Below are 1,121 nucleotides of genomic sequence, written 5' to 3'. Positions count from 1 at the left end.
AACAAGTAACCATTGGTTGAACATCTGTTACGTCAGAATTAGGCTGACGGCTGACGGCTGACGGCTGAATGCTTACCCACAGCTACCTCTATTTTCCTGTTCCCTGTTCCCTGTTCCCTGTTCCCTTTGACCATCAATCTTATGTTGACATCTCACCTAAAAATGCTATATGTTAGAGGTTTTAATTGAGCCGTTGCACTATGGGTTTATGCAGCGATCGCTAATTACTGCGGTGTTAGTGGGCATCGTTTGTGCCGCAGTTGGTAGCTACCTAATGGTACAGCGACTTGCGTTACTCGGAGATGCTATCAGTCATTCTGTACTACCGGGATTAGCGATCGCATTTATGATCGGTGCTGACATTTTTGTGGGAGCCTTTATTGCTGGGGTGGTTAGCACTGTGGTGATTACTTGGATCCGGACGCGATCGCAAATTAAAGAAGATGCCGCCATGGGGATTGTGTTTTCCGCTTTCTTTGCCCTAGGCATCACTTTAATTACGGTGATGCAGAAAGATAACAAAATTGACCTCAATCACTTCCTATTCGGCAATATTCTGAGTGTCACCAATGAAGAAGTCATCAATACAGCCATTATCACCGCGATTGTACTATCAATCATTCTCCTGCTGTACAAAGAATTAATGTATTATACCTTTGATCCCTTAGGGGCAAAAGCAGCAGGTTTACCAACTAACTTGCTGAACTTTGGTCTGATGATCTTGATTGCCTTGACCATTGTCGCTAGCCTCAAAGGAGTTGGAGTGATCTTGGTGCTAGCGATGTTAATCACACCAGGAGCAACAGCTTACTTATTAGTCCATCGGTTGCACCAGATGATGATTTTGGGTTCAGCCCTTGGGGTAGTAGCTAGTATTACTGGTATGTACCTGAGTTATTTTTTTAATCTCCCTTCTGGACCAGCAATTGTTTTAATAGCTTTTAGTTTATTTATGCTGGCATTTTTGTTTAGTCCCAGTCAGGGAGTTTTAACTCATCCGAATACTCAGTTAGGACAATCACAAATTTGGCAAGAAATTAAGCGGTTGTGGCGTTGATATAGCATTTTTAGTTCAGTTGTGAACATAGTCTACCTTGAGAAATGCAAAAGGCAAGAGGCAA

Annotated in this window: 1 protein-coding gene; it reads left to right on the top strand. The window is 42.7% G+C overall.

Annotated elements, in window-relative coordinates; genetic code table 11:
- Nucleotides 1–169 precede the first annotated feature (169 nt).
- Entirely contained in the window at nucleotides 170–1,057 is an 888-nt protein-coding gene (locus tag F6K38_RS42745; protein ID WP_287360970.1) for a metal ABC transporter permease, read from the top strand.
- Nucleotides 1,058–1,121: the final 64 nt, after the last annotated feature.

It is taken from the genome of Moorena sp. SIO3B2, assembly GCF_010692525.1.
GTDB classification, from domain to species: Bacteria; Cyanobacteriota; Cyanobacteriia; order Cyanobacteriales; family Coleofasciculaceae; genus Moorena; species Moorena producens.
This window is presented reverse-complemented; position numbering and strand designations above follow the sequence as displayed.

What these genes read in the sequence shown, in the direction of transcription:
- F6K38_RS42745 (WP_287360970.1), top strand. Translation starts at nt 170, where the DNA reads ATGTTAGAGGTTTTAATTGAGCCGTTGCACTATGGGTTTATGCAGCGA.